Below are 21612 nucleotides of genomic sequence, written 5' to 3' on the forward strand. Positions count from 1 at the left end.
GGTGCCACGCGCACGGGGGGTCCGAGAACGCGGACCGGTCCGTGACGCGGAACGGCCCGCCCCGCTGCAGCGGGACGGGCCGTCGGTGGTACTCGTGGATCAGTTGCCGCCGGTGACCGCGGCAGCCGCGGCGATGCTGACCGCGATGAACGTCGCGAAGGTGGCGACGACGGCGAGGATGATCGCGAGGACACCCCAGACGCGACCCCGGCCCGCGACCGCCGCGATGATGCCCTGCACCAGGGCCCACAGGCCGAGGACGGCTGCGATGAGGATGATGATCGCCCCGCCGCCGAGCTGGCTCATCGCGGACGGGTCGTTCATGAGCTGCTGCTGCAGCTGTTCCTGCTGCTGCACCGATCCGCCGCCGTCGCGTGCGATCTGCTCGAGTGCGGCGTTGCCCGCGAACGCGGCGCCCAGCACGGCACCGCCGACGACGCCGAGCACGAGCGACAGGACCCCGAGCGCGAACGCCACGAGGCCGACGGTCTTCTTCTTCTTCGCCGGCTTCGTCTCCTCGGAGGACTGCCACGCCGGGCTGCCTGCACTCGCCGGCGCCGAGGACGCCGCGTAGGGCTGGTGCGACCCCTGGTGCTCGCCCCACGTCGGGGACTCGTGACGGCCGTCGCGCTGGTCGTACCGACCGTGCTGGTCGTGCTCGCCGTGCTGCGGCTGGCCGTACTGCTGCTGTCCGTGCTGGTCGCGCTCGCCGTACTGCTGCTGCCCGTACTGCTGCTGGCCCTGGTGCTGCTCGCCGTACTGCGGCGCCGATCCCGGTGCCGGGTCCACGCGCTCGCCGTAGCGGGGTGCGTCGTGCTGGTCGCGCTGCGGCGCACTGCCCCAGACCGGCGCGTCGCCGTCGCCCGTCCGGTCCTCGTTGCTCCGGTCGTCGTTCGTCATCAGGGGACTCCCTCGGTCGGTCGCGCGGTCGCGCGGTCGTTGTCCCCCATCCTGGCAGCCGGATGCCCGACGTGTTCAGGGGGACTCGGCGCTCCTGTACCCGTCCCACGGCCGGGAGGCCCGGCACCGGACCGGCACCGGGCCTCCCGTCCGGCGTGTGGTCGGGACGCGACCGCGGGCTCAGCCGCCGAAGACGCTGCGGTTCGGTTCGGGGGACGCGACCGCGGTCGCGTCGGTGACGATGGGCGCGCCCGCCGTGAAGGCACGGAGCTCCTGCCCGTGCACCACCTTCGCCGGCATCGGGTCGGACGAGTAGCGCCGGGGCATGTCCGCCACGGGGAGGTCGGTCCGCGACCCGAGCAGCACGATGTTGCCGAACCGCCGCCCCTTGAGCATGCCGGTGTCGGCGACGGCCGCGACCGACGGCAGGACGGCCTGCAGCGTCGATGCCTGCCCGCGTGCGAAGGCCAGGCCGGCCCCGTCCGCGACGTTCACGGCGACGATCCCGGTGGGCGAGAGGAACTCGGCGACGGAGCGGTAGAACTCGACGCTCGTCACGTGCGCGGGGATCTGCGAGCCGCCGAACACGTCGACGACCGCCAGGTCCACCGTGCCGCGGAGGCCGGCCGGCAGCTTGCCGAGCACCTCGCGGGCGTCGCCGTAGCGGACCCGGATCGAGGCGCCGCGGGGGAACGGGAGCACCTCGCGCACGTGCTCGACGAGGTCCCGCTCCAGCTCCACGACCTGCTGCCGCGAGCCCGGGCGGGTGACGGCGACGTACCGGGGCAGGGTCAGTGCACCCGCACCGAGGTGCAGCGCCGTGATCGGTCCCTCCGGCAGGAGGTCGATCGCGTGTCCGATGCGCCGGATGTACTCGAACGCCAGGTGCGTGGGGTCCTCGAGGTCGACGTGCGACTGCGGCGTGCCGTCCACCACGAGCGTGAAGGACCCGGGGCGGTGCCGGTCCGGCTCCACCGACGCCCAGCCCGCACCGATCCGGAACCCGTCGAACGCATCAGCCATGCCTCCCATGGAACACCACCGCGGAGCCTCCGCTCTCCGCACGACCAGCCGACGTCAAGGGACACGACGTACCGTTCTCGTCGTCGTCACCCGACCGGTGTCGAGCACCGTGCGGCCGAGGCCGTGGTGTTCCGCCGGTCCGGGTGACCGCGACGTGGACCGGCACGACCCCGCGCGACCCCCACCGCGCCCGGGTGCCCCGCACGTCGTCGGCGCGCCCCGCACCCCCACCCGAGGCTCGCCGCCCTCCCGCGTGCGACGGCGCACGGCACCACGCGTGCGCCGTCCGACGACCCGGGCGCCCGCGGCAGGAACACGACTCCCGCAGGAGACCCGCGATGACCGACACCCTGAGCATCCCCACCCTCCGTCCCGCCCGGCGCCCGGCCGGCGTGCCACGCAGCCGGACCGGCTCCGCCGCGGCGGACGGTCGCCGGTCCGCCCGGCCGCACCGCGCCTCCCGGCCGGTGGCCGTCGACGGTGAGCGCGCTCCCCGGTGGATGCGCGTGGTCGGCGCCGTGCTGCTGCTCGGCGGGGGCGCGCTGACCGCGGCCGTCCTCGGTTGGCCGGGGGACGCACCGGAGGTCGCGCTGCTGCTGCCGGGCGTGGTCGCACTCGTGGCCGGTGCCCTGCTGCTGCTCGCCCGGACCGGCATCGCGGTGACCGACGCCGCCGTCGTCCTGCACTTCCGGCCGCTGCCGACGCGGCGGATCGCGCGGGGACGCATCGCCGACGTGACGGTGGCCGACGCGGACGCGCGCACCTTCGGCGGGGTGGGCCTGCGGCTCGGTCGCGGGGTGCGGGCGCTCATCCTCACGCCGGGCCGCGGCGTGCGGATCACGGACGACCGGGGGCGGGTGACCTTCGTCCGGACCGAGCACCCGGAGGAGCTGCTGCACGCGCTCGAGGACTGATCCGGGCCGCGCTGCGGGAATCCCGGGGCGGACGGTGTGCTCGTACACGCCGTCACGGGGCGGTCGGTGTGCTTGTACACGCCGTCGCGGGGGCGGTCCGCGTGCTTGTACACGCCGTCGCGGGGGGCGGTCCGCGTGCTTATACACGCCATCGCCGAATCCGGTCAAGCCAGGACTGGACAGCGCGCGCCAGGGCGACCTATGATGACAGTTCGCGCTCCCTGGCATTCGTGTGTCGTCATATTGCGGTCGAACACGCGCCCTGGTGCAGCCGGTCCCGTATATGGCGGCGGGACCCGCTCACCGATCATCCCACAGGTCCTCGACGGTCGTTGCCGTCGTGCGTTCCGTGTCGGTGGTCCCGGGGTCGCGCCGAGCGATCAATCCACTCACCTACGTGCTGCTCGTCAGTACCGGCCCGACGGGGCCTACCGGAGGTCACACCCTTGGCTGCTGCGCCCAACGCATCCACCAACCCCAAGAACGGTCGCAACCACTCGCGACTCTCGTTCGCCAAGATCACGGACACCCTCACGGTGCCGGATCTGCTCGCCCTCCAGACGGAGAGCTTCGACTGGCTCGTCGGCAACGACGTCTGGAAGGCCCGCCTCGCCGAAGGACAGGAGCAGGGTCGCACCGACCTCGCGCTGCACTCCGGCCTCGAGGAGATCTTCGAGGAGATCTCCCCGATCGAGGACCTCGGCGAGACCATGCAGCTCTCGTTCACGTCCCCGGAGCTCGAGGACCCGAAGTACTCCATCGACGAGTGCAAGGAGCGTGGCAAGACCTACGCCGCGCCGCTGTACGTCAACGCCGAGTTCATGAACCACATGACCGGTGAGATCAAGACGCAGACCGTCTTCATGGGCGACTTCCCGCTCATGACCGAGCGCGGCACGTTCATCATCAACGGCACCGAGCGCGTCGTCGTCTCGCAGCTCGTCCGCTCGCCGGGCGTCTACTTCGAGCGCCAGCAGGAGAAGACCTCCGACAAGGACATCTACTCCGCCCGTGTGATCCCGTCGCGTGGTGCGTGGCTCGAGTTCGAGATCGACAAGCGCGACCAGGTGGGCGTGCGCATCGACCGCAAGCGCAAGCAGTCCGTGACCGTCTTCCTCAAGGCCCTCGGCCTGACGAGCGAGGAGATCATGGAGGAGTTCCAGGGCTTCGCCTCGATCGAGTCGACCCTCGAGAAGGACGCCGTCCTCACCAAGGAAGAGGCGCTCAAGGACATCTACCGCAAGCTGCGTCCGGGCGAGCAGGTCGCCGCCGAGGCCGCGCGTGCGCTCCTCGACAACTTCTACTTCAACTCGAAGCGCTACGACCTCGCCAAGGTGGGTCGCTACAAGCTGAACCGCAAGCTCGGCATCGACGCGCAGCTCTCGGACTCGGTGCTGACCGTGCAGGACATCGTCCGCACCATCAAGTACCTCGTCTCGCTGCACGCCGAGAAGACGACGCTCGACGGTGTCCGTGACGGCGAGCCCGTCCAGCTCCGTCTCGACGTGGACGACATCGACCACTTCGGCAACCGTCGCATCCGCGCCGTCGGCGAGCTCATCCAGAACCAGGTCCGCACCGGTCTGTCCCGCATGGAGCGCGTCGTCCGCGAGCGCATGACCACGCAGGACATCGAGGCGATCACCCCGCAGACCCTGATCAACGTGCGACCCGTCGTCGCCGCGATCAAGGAGTTCTTCGGCACCTCGCAGCTGTCGCAGTTCATGGACCAGAACAACCCGCTCGCGGGTCTGACGCACAAGCGTCGCCTGTCGGCCCTCGGCCCGGGTGGTCTGTCCCGTGAGCGTGCCGGCGTCGAGGTCCGCGACGTCCACCCGTCGCACTACGGCCGCATGTGCCCGATCGAGACCCCGGAAGGCCCGAACATCGGTCTGATCGGCTCGCTCGCGTCGTTCGGTCGGATCAACTCCTTCGGCTTCATCGAGACGCCGTACCGCCGCGTCGTGAACGGTCAGGTCACCACGACCATCGACTACCTCACGGCATCGGAGGAGGACGACTTCGTCGTCGCCCAGGCCAACGCGCCGCTGACCGACGACTTCCACTTCCAGGACGACAAGGTGCTCGTCCGGAAGAAGGGCGGCGAGGTCGAGCTCGTCGGCAAGGACGAGGTCGACTACATGGACGTCTCGCCGCGCCAGATGGTGTCGGTCGCGACCTCGCTCATCCCGTTCCTCGAGCACGACGACGCGAACCGCGCCCTCATGGGTGCGAACATGCAGCGTCAGGCCGTCCCGCTGCTCCGTTCCGAGTCGCCGCTCGTCGGCACCGGCATGGAGGGCTACACCGCCATCGACGCCGGTGACGTCGTCACCGCCGACAAGGCGGGTGTCGTCTCCGAGGTCTCGGCCGACGCCGTGACCCTGCAGCTCGACGAGGGCGGCACGCAGACCTACTACCTGCGCAAGTTCGACCGCTCGAACCAGGGCACGAGCTACAACCACCGCGTCATCGTCTCCGCAGGCGAGCGCGTGGAGCAGGGCGAGGTCATCGCCGACGGCCCCGCGACGGAGAACGGCGAGCTCGCGCTCGGCAAGAACCTCCTCGTCGCGTTCATGCCGTGGGAGGGCTACAACTACGAGGACGCGATGATCCTGTCGCAGAACCTCGTGAAGGACGACACGCTCTCCTCGATCCACATCGAGGAGTACGAGGTCGACGCTCGCGACACGAAGCTCGGCAAGGAGGAGATCACCCGCGACCTCCCGAACGTCAGCCCGGACCTCCTGGCCGACCTCGACGAGCGCGGCATCATCCGCATCGGTGCCGAGGTCCGCCCCGGCGACATCCTGGTCGGCAAGGTCACGCCGAAGGGCGAGACCGAGCTCTCCGCCGAGGAGCGCCTGCTCCGCGCGATCTTCAACGAGAAGTCGCGCGAGGTGCGCGACACCTCGCTGAAGGTGCCCCACGGTGAAGAGGGCACGATCATCGGCGTCAAGGTCTTCGACGCGCAGGACGGCGACGACGAGCTCGGCTCGGGTGTCAACCAGCGCGTGGTCGTCTACATCGCCCAGAAGCGCAAGATCACCGCGGGTGACAAGCTCGCCGGTCGTCACGGCAACAAGGGCGTCATCTCGACGATCCTGCCGGTCGAGGACATGCCGTTCCTCGCGGACGGCACCCCGGTCGACATCGTGCTCAACCCGCTCGGCGTCCCCGGCCGCATGAACTTCGGCCAGGTCCTCGAGATCCACCTCGGGTGGCTCGCGAAGCAGGGCTGGAACGTCGAGGGCATCCAGGAGTGGGCATCCGCCCTGCCGGAAGCAGCGCACAGCGCGGCGCCCGGCACGAAGGTGGCCACCCCGGTGTTCGACGGTGCGTACGAGCGCGAGATCGAGGGGCTCCTCGACAGCACGCTCCCGAACCGCGACGGCGAGCGCCTGATCGGTTCCTCCGGCAAGGCGCAGCTCTTCGACGGCCGCTCCGGCGAGCCGTTCCCGGAGCCCGTCTCGGTCGGCTACATGTACATCCTCAAGCTGCACCACCTGGTCGACGACAAGATCCACGCCCGTTCGACCGGTCCGTACTCGATGATCACGCAGCAGCCGCTGGGTGGTAAGGCGCAGTTCGGTGGACAGCGGTTCGGTGAGATGGAGGTGTGGGCGCTCGAAGCGTACGGCGCCGCCTACGCCCTCCAGGAGCTCCTGACGATCAAGTCCGACGACATCCTCGGCCGCGTGAAGGTCTACGAGGCGATCGTCAAGGGCGAGAACATCCAGGAACCCGGCATCCCCGAGTCGTTCAAGGTCCTCATGAAGGAGATGCAGTCGCTCTGCCTGAACGTCGAGGTCCTCTCGGCGGACGGCCAGGCGGTCAGCCTCCGCGACACGGACGACGAGGTCTTCCGTGCCGCTGAAGAGCTCGGCATCAACATCTCCTCGCGGTTCGAGTCGTCGTCCGTCGACGACATCTGAGCCGGCCCGTACCGAACACGTTTCGAACTCAGCAAGAGAGAAGAACATTGCTCGAAGCAACGTCATTTGACGCCATCCGGATCGGCCTCGCGACCGCCGAGGACATCCGTCAGTGGTCGTACGGCGAGGTCAAGAAGCCGGAGACCATCAACTACCGCACCCTGAAGCCCGAGAAGGACGGTCTGTTCGGCGAGCAGATCTTCGGTCCGTCCCGCGACTGGGAGTGCGCCTGCGGCAAGTACAAGCGTGTCCGCTTCAAGGGCATCGTCTGCGAGCGCTGCGGCGTCGAGGTCACCAAGTCCTCGGTCCGCCGTGAGCGCATGGGCCACATCGAGCTCGCCGCGCCCGTCACGCACATCTGGTACTTCAAGGGCGTCCCGTCGCGCCTCGGGTACCTCCTCGACATGGCGCCGAAGGACCTCGAGAAGGTCATCTACTTCGCGGCGTACATGATCATCGACATCGATGAAGAGGGCCGTCACGCCGACATGCCCGGTCTCGAGAACGAGATGCGCCTCGAGATCAAGAACCTCGAGGGTCAGCGCGACTCGATCATCGCCGACCGCCTCAAGAAGCTCGAGGACGACCTCGCAGCGCTCGAGGAAGAGGGCGCCAAGGCCGACGTGAAGCGCCGGACCAAGGACACCGCCGAGAAGGAGATGTCCCAGGTCCGCAAGTCCTTCGACGAGGACATCACCCGCCTCGAGCGCGTGTGGGAGGACTTCCGCAACCTCAAGGTCGGCGACCTCAAGCCCGAGGACGCCGTGTTCCACGAGCTGCAGGACCGCTTCGGGATCTACTTCGACGCCTACATGGGCGCCGAGGCGATCAAGCTGCGGCTCGAGGCCTTCGACCTGGCCGCCGAGGCCGAGTCGCTGCGCCTGCAGATCGCCGAGGGCAAGGGTCAGAAGAAGATCCGCGCGATCAAGCGCCTGCGCGTCGTCAGCTCCTTCCTCGCCACCGGCAACTCGCCGGCCGCGATGGTGCTCGACGTCGTGCCGGTCATCCCGCCGGAGCTGCGCCCGATGGTGCAGCTCGACGGTGGCCGCTTCGCCACGTCGGACCTCAACGACCTCTACCGTCGTGTGATCAACCGCAACAACCGTCTCCGCCGCCTGCTCGACCTCGGTGCCCCCGAGATCATCGTGAACAACGAGAAGCGCATGCTGCAGGAAGCGGTCGACGCGCTGTTCGACAACGGTCGTCGTGGTCGTCCCGTCACGGGTACCGGCAACCGCGCCCTGAAGTCCCTGAGCGACATGCTCAAGGGAAAGCAGGGTCGCTTCCGCCAGAACCTGCTCGGCAAGCGCGTCGACTACTCGGGTCGTTCGGTCATCATCGTCGGCCCGCAGCTCAAGCTGCACCAGTGCGGTCTGCCGAAGCAGATGGCGCTCGAGCTGTTCAAGCCGTTCGTCATCAAGCGCCTCATCGACCTGTCGCACGCGCAGAACATCAAGTCGGCCAAGCGCATGGTCGAGCGTTCGCGTCCGCAGGTGTGGGACGTGCTCGAGGAGATCATCCGCGAGCGCCCCGTCCTGCTGAACCGTGCGCCGACGCTGCACCGTCTGGGCATCCAGGCGTTCGAGCCGCAGCTCGTCGAGGGCAAGGCCATCCAGCTCCACCCGCTCGTGTGTGCTGCGTTCAACGCGGACTTCGACGGTGACCAGATGGCCGTGCACCTGCCGCTGTCGGTCGAGGCCCAGGCCGAGGCCCGCATCCTGATGCTCGCCTCGAACAACATCCTCAAGCCGTCGGACGGCCGTCCGGTGACCCTGCCCGCACAGGACATGATCATCGGTCTGCACCACCTGACGACCGTCCGTGAGGGCGCGCTCGGCGAGGGCCGTGCGTTCTCGTCGGTCGCCGAGGCGATCCTGGCCAAGGACCAGAACACGCTGCACCTCAACGCGATGGTGAAGATCCGCATGTCGGGTGTCCACTTCGCCGAGGGCGAGGCGCCGGAGGGCTACGAGGTCGGTCAGCCGATCCTCCTCGAGACCACCCTGGGCCGTGCGCTCTTCAACGAGACGCTGCCGGCGGACTACCCGTTCGTCCAGCGCGTCACCGACAAGGGCACCCTCTCCGCGATCGTCAACGACCTCGCCGAGCGCTACTCCAAGACCGAGACGGCCGCTGCGCTGGACCGGATCAAGGACGCGGGCTTCTACTGGGGCACGCGCTCCGGTGTGACCGTGGCGCTGTCGGACGTCGTGACGCCTCCTCGCAAGAAGGAGATCATCGCGGGCTACGAGGTCCAGGCCGCCAAGGTCCAGGGCGAGTTCGACAAGGGTCTGATCACCGACGCGGAGCGCCGCGCCGACCTGATCAAGATCTGGACCGAGGCCACGAACGAGATCGCGCAGGAGATGCGTGACAACTTCCCGGTCGACAACACCATCAACCGCATGGTCTCGTCGGGTGCTCGTGGTAACTGGCTGCAGGTGCGCAACATCGCCGGTATGCGTGGTCTGGTGAACAACCCGAAGGGTGAGATCATCGCCCGCCCGATCATCAACTCGTACCGCGAGGGCCTGACCGTGGCGGAGTACTTCATCGCCACGCACGGTGCCCGCAAGGGTCTGGCGGACACGGCTCTCCGTACCGCCGACTCGGGCTACCTGACCCGTCGTCTCGTCGACGTGTCGCAGGACGTCATCATCCGTGAGGACGACTGCGGGACGACCCGTGGCCTCGAGCTGCCGATCGCGACCGTGGGTGCCGACGGCGCCCTCGTCCGCGACCCGCGCGTCGAGAACACCGTCTACTCGCGCACGCTGGCCACCGAGGCAGCGGACGCGAAGGGCACGGTCGTCGCCGAGGCCGGTTCGGACGTCGGTGACGTCCTGCTGGACACGCTGCTCGAGGCGGGTGTCGAGAGCATCAAGGTGCGCTCGGTCCTGACCTGTGAGTCGGCCGTCGGTGTCTGCGCGAAGTGCTACGGCCGTTCGCTCGCCACGGGCAACCTCGTCGACATCGGCGAGGCGGTCGGCATCATCGCCGCCCAGTCCATCGGTGAGCCCGGTACCCAGCTGACGATGCGTACCTTCCACACGGGTGGTTCGGCCTCGGCCGACGACATCACGCAGGGTCTGCCCCGCGTGACCGAGCTCTTCGAGGCCCGCACCCCGAAGGGCGCGTCCCCGATCGCCGAGGCCCCCGGCCGCGTCACGATCGAGGACACGGACAAGGGTCGTCGGATCATCCTCACGCCGGACAACGGCGACGAGCCGTTCATCTACCCGGTGCTCAAGCGTGCGACCCTCCTCATCGAGGACGGCCAGCACGTCGAGCTCGGCGAGCAGTTCATCGCCGGCACGGTGGACCCGAAGGAGGTCCTCCGGGTCAAGGGTGTGCGCGAGGTCCAGAAGCACCTCGTCAACGGTGTGCAGGACGTGTACGGCTCGCAGGGCGTGCCGATCCACGACAAGCACATCGAGGTCATCGTCCGCCAGATGCTCCGCAAGGTCACCGTCGTCGACCACGGCGACACCGACCTGCTGCCGGGTGAGCTCGTCGACCGGTCGCGCTACAACGCGCTGAACCGTGCGGCGCTGCAGGAGGGTCGCAAGACCGCCTCGGCTCGCCAGGAGGTCATGGGCATCACGAAGGCGTCCCTCGCGACCGAGTCGTGGCTGTCCGCCGCGTCCTTCCAGGAGACCACCCGCGTCCTCACGCAGGCGGCCATGGAGGGCAAGCAGGACCACCTCGTCGGCCTCAAGGAGAACGTCATCATCGGTAAGCTCATCCCCGCCGGGACGGGCCTCAGCCGGTACCGTGACGTGGACGTCGCCGCGACCGAGGAAGCCAAGGCGGAGCGGTACCCCAACCGCATCTTCGCCGACGACTCCTCGTTCTCGGACGCCGACCTGAGCTTCGTCGACTTCGACAGCTTCTCGTCGGACGACTTCACGCCCGGGACCTACAACTGAGCCTGAGCTGAACCCGGAAGGCCCCCGCATCCTCGGATGCGGGGGCCTTCCTCGTTGCCGGCGCGTGGCCGGTCAGCGGCGTGCTGCCGGCCTGGAGGCTCGTGACGGGCCCGCCACGCGCCTCCAGGCCGGCGCGCAGTCGCGTCTCAGGCCGTGCGGCCCTTCTCGTCGACCAACGAGTACAGGCTGAGGACGTTGCCGTCGGGGTCGCGGACGTCGAACCAGTCGACGGCACCGTCGACGCACTCGACCGGGCCGACGTCGATGCCGAGCGACCCGATGCGGGCGTGCTGGGACCGGACGTCGTCGACACCGAACCGGACGGTCGCCGGACGCCGTTCGGCGTCCGCGTCGAGGTACAGCTGCAGCCAGATGCCGCCGATCTCGTACTCGACGACGCCGTCCTCGGGCTCCAGGTCGGGGTCCGCACGCTGGAACACGGCGCCGTACCAGAGGCAGGACGCCTCGATGTCGGAGACGGGGAGGCCCACGGTCACGCTCGTGATGTCCATGGCTCATCATGGCCCGGGGCGGCGCCGCACGTCGAGGACTTCGTCGTGGGGCGGTGCGGGCGGCGGCCGCGCGTGGACCCCGTCGCGTCCGTTCCTGCACAGCCCGGGGTCTCGACCGAGTGCTCCACCGATCGCCGGACCGCCCACCCCGCGAGCACGCTCGCGACGGAGCATCGACCCGTGTCGATCATCGTCCGGACCACCCAGTACCGGCGGGTACCCCTGCACTGGGGACACCCGCCACCCCGTCGCCCCCTCGTTGTGGGACTGCGGTCGCCGCGCACCGCGGCAATAGCGTGGACGGGCGCCGCACCGCTGCGGGACGCATCCCCACGACCCGGTCTCGACCCGAAGGAGGCTCCGGGACACATGGCCACGCTCTCCGAGATCCTCATCCTCAACGGCGCACTGCCGATCGAACACCTCGACTCGATGACGGGGGACGAAGCGATCGACGAGCGCTCGATCCGCACCCTGGTCGACCAGGGCGTGGTGAGCGAGGCGCAGTACATCACCGCGCGTGCGGCCTCGAACAACGCGCACACCGTCCCGCTGACCGACTACCCGGTCGACGGCACGGCGGTGTCGATGCTGCCCGCGGCGCTCTGCCGTCGGCACGGTGTGCTCGGTGTCGGGTTCGAGGGCGAGACGCTCGTGCTGGCGATGGTGAACCCCTCGAACGTGCTCGCGATCGACGACGCCCGCACCGCCTCCGGTCGCTCGATCAAGCCGCTGCAGGTCGACGAGCGCGACCTGGTGAGCGCCCTCGACCGGTACCTGCGCGCCGACGACGAGCTCAACGACCTGACCTCGTCGTTCGAGGACCAGTCGGCCGCCCCGACCCAGCAGCAGGTGGACCTGACCGACGGCGCGCTCGACGACGTGCCGATCGTCCGCTTCGTGAACCTGCTCGTGTCGCAGGCCATCCAGGACCACGCGTCCGACATCCACATCGAGCCGGGCGAGCACGAGGTCCGGGTGCGCTACCGCATCGACGGCGTGCTGCACGAGATGGCCCCGGCGCCGAAGAACATCCAGAACGGTGTCATCAGCCGGCTCAAGATCATGAGCGACATCGACATCGCCGAGCGTCGGAAGCCGCAGGACGGCCGCATGTCGGTGCGCCACGGCGGTCGGCAGATCGACCTGCGTGTGGCGACGCTGCCGACCGTGTGGGGCGAGAAGGTCGTCATGCGGATCCTCGACAACACGAACACGTCGCTGACGCTCAAGGACCTCAACCTGCTCGAGCAGAACTTCCAGGCGTACCAGCGGTCCTACTCGAAGCCGTACGGCATGATCCTGGTCACCGGGCCCACCGGTTCGGGCAAGTCGACCACGCTGTACACGACGCTGAACGCCGTCGCGAAGCCCGAGATCAACGTCATCACGGTCGAGGACCCGGTCGAGTACCGGATGGCCGGCATCAACCAGGTGCAGGTGAACCCGAAGGCCGGGCTGACGTTCGCGTCCGCGCTGCGCTCGATCCTGCGCTCCGACCCCGACGTGGTGCTCCTCGGTGAGATCCGCGACCACGAGACGGCGCAGATCGCGATCGAGGCCTCGCTCACCGGTCACCTGGTGCTCTCGACGCTGCACACCAACGACGCACCGTCGGCCGTCACCCGTCTGACCGAGATGGACATCGAGCCCTTCCTGGTCGGCTCCGCACTCGACTCGGTGGTCGCCCAGCGTCTGGCCCGCCGGCTCTGCGACCGGTGCAAGGCCCCGGCGGTGTACGAGGCCGAGCAGCTGCACGCGCTCGGGTTCCTCGACCGTGCGGACGCGGCCGTGCCGGAGTTCTTCGCGCCGATCGGCTGTGCCGTCTGCTCGAACACCGGCTACCGCGGCCGGATCGCCCTGCACGAGGTCATGACCGTCTCCGAGGAGATCGAGCGGCTCGCCGTCGCGCGGGCCTCGAGCGCCGAGATCAGCCGCGTCGCCCAGCAGCAGGGCATGCTCACCCTCCGACAGGACGGGTGGGAGAAGGTCAAGCTCGGCATGACCAGCGTCGACGAGATCCTGCGCGTGGTCGCGTAGTCCCGGGAGCACGAGGACGATGAACGAATCGGTGTACGACATCGAGGCCGGCGACGACCCCGTCGCCGGATGGCACCCCGGACAGCCGGGCAACGAGGTCGGCGGTCGTCGGGCTGCGCGGCTCGCTGCCGCTGCTGCGGCCGCTGCGGCGTCGGCACCCTCGGCGTCGTCGAGCGACCGCTCGCCCGTGCCGACGTCGAGCAGTGCCGTGTACGACCTGTCGACCGAGCCCGCGTGGGGCGCAACGGCGGCGTGGGGCGGCTCGTCCGCGGCTGCGACCTCCAGCGGATCCTCGTGGCCGCCGCCCGCCGGCGACCCCGTCGCCGTCCCGGTCGCGCAGCCGCAGGCCGCGCCGGCCACGCCCCCGGCGGCCGTCCCCGCGTCGACGGCCGCGTACGGCTACGCCGAGACGGTGACCGAGCACCTGCCGGTGGCGCCCGCGGTACCGACCACGAGCCTCCAGGCCGTCACCACCACGACGCAGGGCCGCGCCGTCGACGCCGGCGCGCACCCCGAGATCGGCTTCACGCGCCACGCGCGCGAGGTCGCCGACGCCGACCTCATCACGGCGCTCTCGCAGGTCGTGTACCAGGGCGCCTCGGACCTCCACGTCACCGCCGACGCCCCGCCCACCGTGCGGGTCGACGGCTCCCTGCGACCCGCGGTCCCCGGGGGACCCTGGGCACGCAACAAGGTGATCGCCGCACTGAAGACCCTGTTGAGCCCCGAGCAGGCCGGGCAGTTCGACCACGAGCAGGAACTCGACTTCGCGTACTCCCTGTCGCCGGAGTTCCGCTTCCGCGTGAACTACTACCAGCAGCGCGGCAACTGGGGCGCGGCCTTCCGCATCATCCCGACGAAGATCAAGACGCTCAAGCAGCTCGGCATCCCGGAGCACGTGGGGGAGTTCGCGAAGCTGCCCCGCGGCCTGGTGCTCGTCACCGGGCCGACCGGTTCCGGCAAGTCGACGACCCTCGCCGCGCTCATCGACCTGGTCAACGAGACCCGGGCCGACCACATCGTGACGGTCGAGGACCCGATCGAGTTCATGCACGACCACAAGAAGGCGATCATCAACCAGCGCGAGGTCGGGGCGGACACGCACTCGTTCGCCGCCGCGCTGAAGCACGTGCTGCGGCAGGACCCCGACGTCATCCTGATCGGTGAGCTCCGCGACCTCGAGACCATCTCCGTCGCGCTCACCGCGGCCGAGACCGGCCACCTCGTCTTCGCGACGCTCCACACGCAGAGCGCTCCGGGCACCATCGACCGCGTCATCGACGTGTTCCCGCCGCACCAGCAGGGGCAGATCCGAACGCAGCTCGCGGCGACACTCGAGGGTGTCGTCTGCCAGACGCTCGTGCCGAAGGCGAACGGCACCGGCCGGGTCGTCGCCACCGAGATCATGCGGACGACGCCGGCGATCGCGAACCTGGTGCGCGAGGGCAAGACGTACCAGATCACCTCGGCGATGCAGGCCGGCCGCGACGCCGGGATGCACACGATGGACCAGGACCTGGCCGAGCTGGTCAACGTCGGCACCGTCACCCGGGCTGCGGCGATGGAGAAGGTGCACGACGAGGACGGCTTCGACCGGCTCGTCCAGCGCGTCGAGTCGCCCTCCGACTCGTCCGCCGCCGCGATCGCCGCATCCGAGATCGACTTCGGCGACAAGTACTCCGGAGGCCACTGATGTCGCTCGCGTTCGACTACCGGGGCCGCGACGGCGCCGGCAAGCTCGTCAAGGGTCGGCTCGACGCCGCGTCGGAGGGCGCGGTCGTCCAGCGCCTGCGCGGCATGGGCGTCTCGCCGATCGCCATCACCGAGGCGAAGCCCGGCACCGGGTTGCAGACCGAGATCAAGATCCCGGGGCTCGAGAAGGGCGTCGCGCTCAAGGACCTCGCCATCACGGCGCGTCAGGCCGCCACGATGCTGAGTTCGGGGCTCTCACTGCTCCGGACGCTGAGCATCCTGGCCGAGCAGACGCAGTCGACCAAGCTCCGCGGCATCCTCGAGAAGGTCCGCGACGACGTCGAACGCGGGGTGGCGCTCTCGGACGCCGTCGCGAAGTACCCGGTCGAGTTCCCGCCGATCATGATCAACATGATCCGCGCGGGGGAGACCGGCGGCTTCCTCGACCAGGCGATGGCGTCGATCGCGACGAACTTCGAGAAGGAGCAGAAGCTCAAGACGACCATCAAGTCGGCGATGACCTACCCGGTTGTCGTGCTCGTCATGTCGCTGCTCAGCGTGGTGATCATGCTGGTCTTCATCGTCCCGATCTTCCAGAAGATGTTCGAGGGACTCGGCGGCGAACTCCCGCTGCCGACGCAGATCCTCGTCAACCTGTCGGCGTCGATGGTCTACGTCGGGCCGGTCCTGGCCGTCGCGATCGTCGTGTTCGTCCTCTGGTGGCGTGCGAGGAAGAACACCGATGCGGTGCGATCGGTGTTCGACCCGCTGAAACTGCGGCTGCCGGTGTTCGGCAAGCTGAACAAGAAGATCGTGATCGCGCGGTTCTCGCGGAACTTCTCGAACATGATCGGTGCCGGTGTACCCATTCTCCAGGCATTGCAGATCACCGGAGAAGTGTCCGGGAACATCGTCGTGCAACGCGCACTGGAACGCGTTGCTGAATCGGTTCGGAAAGGCAGTTCCATCGCCGATCCGTTGTCCGCGGAGACGGTCTTCCCGTCGATGGTGTCGCAGATGGTCGCCGTAGGTGAGGATGCGGGTTCCATGGAGATCATGCTCGAGAAGATCGCGGATTTCTACGATGAAGAGGTCACCGCCACCACCGAGGCGCTGACGTCGCTCATCGAGCCGCTGCTCATCGCCTTCCTCGGCGTCGTCGTGGGCGGCATGATCATTGCGCTGTACATGCCGATCTTCCAGATCTCGTCCGTCATCCAGCAGTCCGGGTGATCGCGCGCCCCTCGTCCGAGGGGAGGCCGGATGCATTCTGCCCCCGGTACTGGGGGCATTTTGCTGCGCCGATCACCCCCGTTCTCGGGATTATGCCGAGAATCTGTCTTGCATACAGTTGAGCAGGCGGCAGGGCACTGCTCCCGAACGCAATCCCACCCCATTTCCGAAGGAACGGAACAACAATGTACTTCGCTCTCATGGGCAAGCTCGAAGCTCGCCGCAAGGGACTGCTGGAGCAGAACGACAAGGGCTTCACCCTGATCGAACTCCTGGTGGTCGTCATCATCATCGGCATCCTCGCGGCCATCGCGATCCCGGTGTACCTCGGCATCCAGTCGAGCTCGAAGGACGCGGGCGTGAAGTCCGACCTGACGAACGCGAAGACCGCGGTCATCGCGTACTACACGGACAACCCTGCAGCGACCGCCGCGCCCACGCTCGGGACCACGCTCGGCAAGTACGGTTACCCGGCCAACCTCACGAAGCCGATCGCCTACTCAGGCACTCCGACCGCTGGCGGTGCCTTCTGCCTCGCGGCGGACGCTCCGAGCGGTGACGCGAAGAAGTTCTACGTCACCGACTCGAGTTCGGTCGTCGGCCCGGCTGCTGCGACCGACAAGCCGACCGGCTGCTGATCTGAGCCGCGGAGGGCGAGTCGACAGCTGTCGACTCGCCCTCCGCGGCAAGAACGACGGGAAGGAGGAACGATGATCGCCATCCGCCGCGCGCTCCAGCGCGTGCGCCGGTCCGACGAGGGGCTGTCCCTCGTCGAGGTCGTCATCGCCCTTCTCATCTTCACGGTGATCGTGATGGGCGCACTCGCGTCCACCACCCTGGTTCTCCGCATGACCGCGGACAACCGCGGTCGGGTGGAGGCCGCCAACCTCGCCCAGCAGTACATCGACGTCGCGCGGATCGACGGCCAGAACGACCTGAACGGCCTGGCGAACAAGACCTACCCCGCCATTGCGGTGGACGGCGTCGAGTACACGGTCACGCGGACCGTGTCCTGGATCAACACGAACAACGTCGACACCGGTTGCACGGTCGCTGGCCTCTCGGGGAACGGTTCTCTCCTCTTCCGTCGCGTGAACATCCGCGTGTCCTGGACCGGTCAGTCGTCCGCCACGCAGAAGATCGCGGCCGACACGGTCCTCGCCCCGACCAGCAAGATCAACGACCCCGCGCTCGGCACGGTCCTCATCTCGGTGACCTCGATCAACGGCGGCGGGACGAGCAACGTGACGGCGACCCTGGCGCCCGACCGTACCGTCCCCGGCAACACCGCGCGGATCCTCGACGGCAGCGCACAACCCGACGTCACCAACGCGGACGGCTGCACCGTCGCGAACAAGGTGGCACCAGGGACCTACACCGTGACGCTCAGCCCGCCGTCCGGCCAGTACCGCGACCAGGAGCAGGCCGCGAACCCCGTGAAGTCGGTGACGGTCGCCGCGGGCGATTCGGGTGGCGCGGCGTTCACGTACGACCCCGCGTGGGACTTCCAGAACCGCTACACGTCCGGGGTGAGCGCGTTGCTGCCGACGAACCTCGCGACCTCGTACGTCAGCACCCTCGGCGTCTACCAGACCTCGGCCCCGGTCAGCGACCAGTACCTCAGCCCGATCGCGTCGGGCTACGCCGTCTACGCAGGGAAGTACGCCCCGACCGGCACTCCGGGCGGCTCCTGCCTGTCGACCGACCCGACAGCGTGGCCGACGAGTGCGGACGCTCGGACCGGGAAGGCTCCGGCACAGGTCGCGCCCGCGACCGGGAGCTCGATCGCGACACCGACCGTCGCCATGGGAGCGACGACCATCAACGTGAAGGCCCGGACCACGACCATCCGGGCCACGACGACGACCGCGGCCAACGGCGACCCGGGGTGTGCTGCGGGGATGACCTACACGTTCACCCGCACGGCGACGAGGAGTGACGGTACGGCGACCATCGCCCTGCCGTGGGGCACGTGGGCCGTGACCGAGAGCTCGGACGCGATCAACTTCAACCCCATCTCGCTCGGCAACATCATCGGTGGCCTGCTCGGCATCGTCGTCCCGGGCACCGCGAACGTCGTGACGCTCGACCCGAGGACCGCGGGGTGAGCGGGGTCCTGCTGCGGGTCGCGGACCGGATCCGGCGCGACGACCGCGGGCTGAGCCTGCCCGAGTTGCTCGTCACGATCATGATCTTCGCGATCGTGCTCGCCGTGGTCTCCGGAACGTTCGTCACCATGCTGCGGGCGACGACGTACGCCAACGCGACCGACACGAACGCCCGCTCGGCGTCGACGGCGATGAACGAGGTCACCCGACTCCTGCACGCCGCGATGCGGAACCCCCAGCAGAACGCGGCCGACGCCCCGGCGTTCGCCGTCGCTCGGACCGAGTCCATGACCTTCACGACCGCCGTGGACCTGTCGGGCGCGGCCCCGGTCGCGAACGCGGGTCCCGACCCCCGTCCGCAGCAGGTGGTGCTCGCGCTCGACTCCTCGCGACGCCTGGTCGAGACCGTCACCCCCGGACAGCCGGTCGTGTCCGGGTCGAGCTACTACCGCTTCACGGGCACTCCGACGACGCGGACCCTCGCACCGCCGGTCTCGGCGACCCCGAGCGGCCAGCAGACCCTGTTCGTCTACTTCGACGCAACGAACACCGCGCTCGTTCCGGACGCGACGGGCGCGTTGAGTGCCGCGCAGATGCAGTCGGTCGTCTCGGTCGGCGTGACCCTCCGTCTGTCGAACAACGGTTCGGTCGCCGACAACAGCGTGACCCTCAGTAACCAGGTGAGCCTCCCCAACCTCCTCTCGACCGGAAGGGTCGGACCGTGAACGGACTCCGACAGCGCATCGACCTGACCCGCGCGCGTGACGACCAGGGCTTGGCGATGGTCATCGCGCTCATCTTCGGCATGGTCATCGTCGCCTTCGTCGCGACGTCGCTGTCGATCGCGACGTCCGGCCGGGTCAAGGCGAACGCCGACCAGAACTTCAACGCGGCGTTGAGCGCGGCGTACGCCGGCATCGCGGACTACCAGGCGCGACTGTCGAACGACAACACGTACTTCCAGTACGGCAACCCGGCATCCACCTACAGCCGGGGCAGCTCGGTGACGATGCCGCCGGCGGCCAAGGCCAACCCAGCATTCGGGGTGGGTGCCGGAGCGTCGTGGGCGAAGGTCCCGGTGACGGCACCGGACACGCCGACGTCGTACTACCGGTACGAGGTCAACACCGCGCAGTACGGCACGAGCGGCACGATCAAGGTCCGGTCGACGGGGATGGTCGGCAACGCCGTGCGCTCGGTCGTCGCGTCCATCCGGCAGCAGGGCTTCATCGACTTCCTGTACTTCACCGACCTCGAGATCCAGGACCCGCAGATCTCCGGTGCCAGTACCACGAACTGCGTCCGGTACGCCTACCAGGGGCGGCCGACGACCGGCTGCAACGAGATCGCCTTCGGCAGCGGTGACGTCATCGCCGGGCCTGCGCACTCGAACGACACCATGCGCATCTGTGAGGCGAAGTTCACCGAGACGCCCTCGACGTCCTACTCACCGACCGGCACCGCCCTTCGGTACACGGCGAAGAACTCCTTGAACCAGGCCTGCGCCGGGCAGCAGTTCCCGGCGGGCGTCAACCAGCCGTCGTTCGCCTCGTCGATCGGCATGCCGTCCACGAACTCGCAGCAGCTCCAGGAGACGCGCTCCGACCTCGGTGCCACCGTTCCCCGCCCCGGGTGCCTGTACACCGGACCGACCGACATCGTCTTCAACGCGGGCGGGACGATGACGGTGAAGTCACCCGGTACGAAGTTCACGAACACGACGGGTGACGGCGCCACGGGCGGGTCGAAGCCGGCGCAGTGCGGGCAGCCGGGCACGTCGTCGGGCCAGCTCGGCTCGGTTGCGGGAGCCACGATCCCGGTTCCGGAGAACAACATCGTCTACGTGCAGAACATCCCCACGGACGCGTCGAACAAGAACGCCTCATCCACCGCCGCGACCTGCACCGGCAACGGCGTGGGGTACCCGCTCGCAGGGGAGTCCACACCCGGACTCGGGACGGCGCCCTGTGCGTACGGCTCGCGCAACGGAGACGCCTTCGTGAAGGGGGACTTCCACGGTCAGCTGACCATCGCGGCCCAGAACTACCTGTACGTCACGGGTGACCTGGACTACGTCGACTCGAGCGCGGACATCCTCGGCCTCACCGCGACGAACGCGGTGTGGGTGTGGAACCCCTACGGGGCCGTGTCGTGGAACAGGAACGGAGCGATGCTCGACGACGACGGGCGCGAGATCGACGCCGCGATCATCTCGGCCGCACACACCTTCCAGGTGCAGAACTACGACCGAGGGGGTGCTCGCGGCAAGCTCACCGTCAAGGGTGCGATCGCCCAGCGCTTCCGCGGCATCGTCTCCTCGGGCAGCAACGGGTACGTGAAGGACTACCAGTACGACGCGCGACTCAAGTACACCGCTCCGCCGCGGTTCCTCAGCCCGGTGACCACCTCCTACGGCATCACGACGGTGGGAGAGGTCAAGGCGGCCTTCCGGACCGACGGGAGCGCGGCATCGTGATCGGCGTACCCCCGGTCGTGCTGCTCGCTGTCCTCAGCGGCGGTGTCGGCCTCCTCATCGGCTCCTTCCTCAACGTCGTCATCCACCGCGTTCCCGCCGGCCTGTCCGTGGTACGTCCGCGGAGCGCCTGTCCGACGTGCCACACCGCCATCCGGTCACGTGACAACGTGCCCGTGCTGTCCTGGGTGGTCCTGCGGGGCCGTTGTCGGCACTGCAGGACGGCGATCTCCGCGCGGTACCCGGTGGTCGAGCTCGTCACCGGAGTCCTCTTCGCGGTCGTCGTCGTGCGGGCCGTGACCTCGACCTCGCCGACGTCTGCCTCGGCGACGGCCGTCCTGCCGGTCGTCCTCGCGTTCCTGTACCTCATGGCGATCAGCGTGGCGCTGACGATGATCGACCTCGACGTGCACCGCCTCCCTGATCGGATCGTGCTGCCGGCCTACCCGGTGTTGCTCGTGCTGCTCGCCCTCGGGAGCGCTCTCAGCGGTGACTGGGGCGCGCTCCTCCGCGGACTCGTGGGGATGGGTGCCCTCGCTGCGGCGTACCTGCTGCTCGCCGTGCTCGTACCGGGCGGGATGGGCTTCGGAGACGTCAAGCTCGCCGGTGTCCTGGGGCTCGCGCTCGCGTACCTCGGTTGGGGACCCCTCGCAGTGGGTTCTTTCGCAGCGTTCCTGCTCGGCGGTACCTTCGCCCTCGTCCTCGTCGCCACGAGGCGCGTCGGTCGGCGCAGCGGGATCCCCTTCGGGCCCTGGATGGTGTGCGGCGCCTGGGTCGGTGTCTTCTCCGGCGCTGACTTCTGGAACGCCTACCTCGCACTCCTCGGCATCGGCTGAGGACCGGACGGAAAGAC

The 21612-nt window shown here is 68.9% G+C and carries 14 protein-coding genes; 11 read left to right on the plus strand and 3 right to left on the minus strand.

What is annotated here, in order from left to right; all coding sequences use genetic code 11:
* Window positions 1-99: 99 nt before the first annotated feature.
* Complete coding sequence (locus ACIP6W_RS06550) at window positions 100-900, minus strand: DUF4064 domain-containing protein (protein ID WP_400428749.1); 801 nt, start codon at window positions 898-900, stop codon at window positions 100-102.
* Between the two features lie 180 nt (window positions 901-1080).
* Window positions 1081-1923 (minus strand): spermidine synthase, encoded by an 843-nt coding sequence (locus tag ACIP6W_RS06555; protein ID WP_066657081.1) that lies wholly within the window; start codon window positions 1921-1923, stop codon window positions 1081-1083.
* A gap of 338 nt (window positions 1924-2261) precedes the next feature.
* On the opposite strand from ACIP6W_RS06555, the gene ACIP6W_RS06560 reads away from it, so the two are divergent.
* The 3 genes from ACIP6W_RS06560 to ACIP6W_RS06570 all read left to right on the plus strand — a co-directional run bounded on the left by ACIP6W_RS06560 (window position 2262) and on the right by ACIP6W_RS06570 (window position 10701).
* Window positions 2262-2837 (plus strand): hypothetical protein, encoded by a 576-nt coding sequence (locus ACIP6W_RS06560; RefSeq protein ID WP_066657079.1) that lies wholly within the window; start codon window positions 2262-2264, stop codon window positions 2835-2837.
* Window positions 2838-3283: 446 nt separating this feature from the next.
* A complete protein-coding gene (gene rpoB / locus ACIP6W_RS06565) occupies window positions 3284-6772 on the plus strand; it encodes a DNA-directed RNA polymerase subunit beta (RefSeq protein WP_066657077.1) in 3489 nt (1162 codons plus the stop codon).
* A 47-nt stretch (window positions 6773-6819) separates the two neighbouring features.
* Entirely contained in the window at window positions 6820-10701 is a 3882-nt protein-coding gene (locus ACIP6W_RS06570; RefSeq protein ID WP_066657075.1) for a DNA-directed RNA polymerase subunit beta', read from the plus strand.
* A gap of 146 nt (window positions 10702-10847) precedes the next feature.
* Here the strand turns inward: ACIP6W_RS06570 and ACIP6W_RS06575 are convergent, their stop codons facing one another.
* Entirely contained in the window at window positions 10848-11213 is a 366-nt protein-coding gene (locus tag ACIP6W_RS06575) for a VOC family protein (RefSeq protein ID WP_058728464.1), read from the minus strand.
* A 369-nt stretch (window positions 11214-11582) separates the two neighbouring features.
* Between ACIP6W_RS06575 and ACIP6W_RS06580 the strand changes: the two genes are divergently transcribed.
* From ACIP6W_RS06580 to ACIP6W_RS06615, 8 genes are all read left to right on the plus strand, one after another.
* On the plus strand, window positions 11583-13253 hold the full coding sequence (locus ACIP6W_RS06580) for a GspE/PulE family protein (protein ID WP_251155190.1): 1671 nt from the start codon (window positions 11583-11585) through the stop codon (window positions 13251-13253).
* 19 nt (window positions 13254-13272) lie between these two features.
* On the plus strand, window positions 13273-14946 hold the full coding sequence (locus ACIP6W_RS06585) for a type IV pilus twitching motility protein PilT (protein ID WP_400428752.1): 1674 nt from the start codon (window positions 13273-13275) through the stop codon (window positions 14944-14946).
* On the plus strand, window positions 14946-16178 hold the full coding sequence (locus ACIP6W_RS06590) for a type II secretion system F family protein (RefSeq protein WP_400428754.1): 1233 nt from the start codon (window positions 14946-14948) through the stop codon (window positions 16176-16178). Before ACIP6W_RS06585 ends, ACIP6W_RS06590 begins: the two co-directional genes overlap by 1 nt.
* A gap of 185 nt (window positions 16179-16363) precedes the next feature.
* Window positions 16364-16816 (plus strand): type II secretion system protein, encoded by a 453-nt coding sequence (locus ACIP6W_RS06595; protein ID WP_400428756.1) that lies wholly within the window; start codon window positions 16364-16366, stop codon window positions 16814-16816.
* Between the two features lie 72 nt (window positions 16817-16888).
* Window positions 16889-18286, plus strand: coding sequence for a prepilin-type N-terminal cleavage/methylation domain-containing protein (locus ACIP6W_RS06600; RefSeq protein WP_400428758.1), 1398 nt, complete (start codon window positions 16889-16891; stop codon window positions 18284-18286).
* The gene (locus ACIP6W_RS06605) at window positions 18283-19011 is read left to right on the plus strand and encodes a type II secretion system protein J (RefSeq protein ID WP_400428760.1); all 729 of its coding nucleotides are present in this window, start codon (window positions 18283-18285) and stop codon (window positions 19009-19011) included. The genes ACIP6W_RS06600 and ACIP6W_RS06605 overlap by 4 nt, the downstream gene beginning before the upstream one ends.
* Entirely contained in the window at window positions 19008-20762 is a 1755-nt protein-coding gene (locus tag ACIP6W_RS06610) for a hypothetical protein (protein ID WP_400428762.1), read from the plus strand. The genes ACIP6W_RS06605 and ACIP6W_RS06610 overlap by 4 nt, the downstream gene beginning before the upstream one ends.
* Window positions 20759-21595, plus strand: a complete 837-nt coding sequence (locus ACIP6W_RS06615) for a prepilin peptidase (RefSeq protein ID WP_400428764.1) — start codon at window positions 20759-20761, stop codon at window positions 21593-21595. Before ACIP6W_RS06610 ends, ACIP6W_RS06615 begins: the two co-directional genes overlap by 4 nt.
* Window positions 21596-21612: the final 17 nt, after the last annotated feature.

The organism is Curtobacterium sp. NPDC088465, from assembly GCF_044753165.1.
Taxonomy (GTDB): Bacteria; Actinomycetota; Actinomycetes; order Actinomycetales; family Microbacteriaceae; genus Curtobacterium.

Excerpts from the sequence above, each read along its gene's own strand:
- ACIP6W_RS06585 (WP_400428752.1), top strand. The coding sequence starts at position 13,273 with ATGAACGAATCGGTGTACGACATCGAGGCCGGCGACGACCCCGTCGCC.
- ACIP6W_RS06580 (WP_251155190.1), top strand. The coding sequence starts at position 11,583 with ATGGCCACGCTCTCCGAGATCCTCATCCTCAACGGCGCACTGCCGATC.
- ACIP6W_RS06555 (WP_066657081.1), bottom strand. The coding sequence starts at position 1,923 with ATGGCTGATGCGTTCGACGGGTTCCGGATCGGTGCGGGCTGGGCGTCG.
- ACIP6W_RS06600 (WP_400428758.1), top strand. The coding sequence starts at position 16,889 with ATGATCGCCATCCGCCGCGCGCTCCAGCGCGTGCGCCGGTCCGACGAG.
- ACIP6W_RS06575 (WP_058728464.1), bottom strand. The coding sequence starts at position 11,213 with ATGGACATCACGAGCGTGACCGTGGGCCTCCCCGTCTCCGACATCGAG.
- ACIP6W_RS06595 (WP_400428756.1), top strand. The coding sequence starts at position 16,364 with ATGTACTTCGCTCTCATGGGCAAGCTCGAAGCTCGCCGCAAGGGACTG.
- ACIP6W_RS06590 (WP_400428754.1), top strand. The coding sequence starts at position 14,946 with ATGTCGCTCGCGTTCGACTACCGGGGCCGCGACGGCGCCGGCAAGCTC.
- ACIP6W_RS06550 (WP_400428749.1), bottom strand. The coding sequence starts at position 900 with ATGACGAACGACGACCGGAGCAACGAGGACCGGACGGGCGACGGCGAC.
- ACIP6W_RS06560 (WP_066657079.1), top strand. The coding sequence starts at position 2,262 with ATGACCGACACCCTGAGCATCCCCACCCTCCGTCCCGCCCGGCGCCCG.